The organism is Acinetobacter sp. WC-743 (genome assembly GCF_000335555.1).
GTDB lineage: Bacteria > Pseudomonadota > Gammaproteobacteria > Pseudomonadales > Moraxellaceae > Acinetobacter > Acinetobacter bereziniae.
Window position 1 is genome coordinate 1 of record NZ_AMFQ01000028.1, and the last position, 441, is coordinate 441.

Sequence of the window (441 nt, forward strand, 5' to 3'; positions counted from 1 at the left end):
ACTAAGAAATTAGGTGACACCGTTTCGATTACGGGTGATACGAACATTAGTACAGTTGCAACAACTGATGGTGTACAGGTTAAGTTAAATCCAAACTTAGATTTAGGAGCAACTGGTAGCGTTAAAACGGGTAATACCACGATTAACAATGCAGGTGTAACAGCTGACCAAGTTACGGTTGGTGGTGTTGTTATTAACAACACATCAGGTATTAATGCTGGTGGTAAAGCGATTACCAATGTAGCAGCACCAACAAATAACACAGATGCTGCTAACAAGAAGTATGTAGATGATGCAGGTACAGCATTAACCAATTTGGGCTTTGGATTAAAAGCACAAGACGGTACGACTGTGAACAAGAAGTTAGGTGAAGCAGTTGATATTGTTGGTTCAAACAGCAACATCAGTACAAAAGTAAATGCAGGTAAAGTAGAAGTTGCA

1 protein-coding gene is annotated in these 441 nt (G+C 39.5%); it reads left to right on the top strand.

Annotation, left to right across the window (positions count from 1 at the left end; genetic code table 11):
• Positions 1-441: hypothetical protein (locus tag ACINWC743_RS04365; protein WP_009584504.1), on the top strand; the 441-nt coding region annotated here is incomplete at both ends.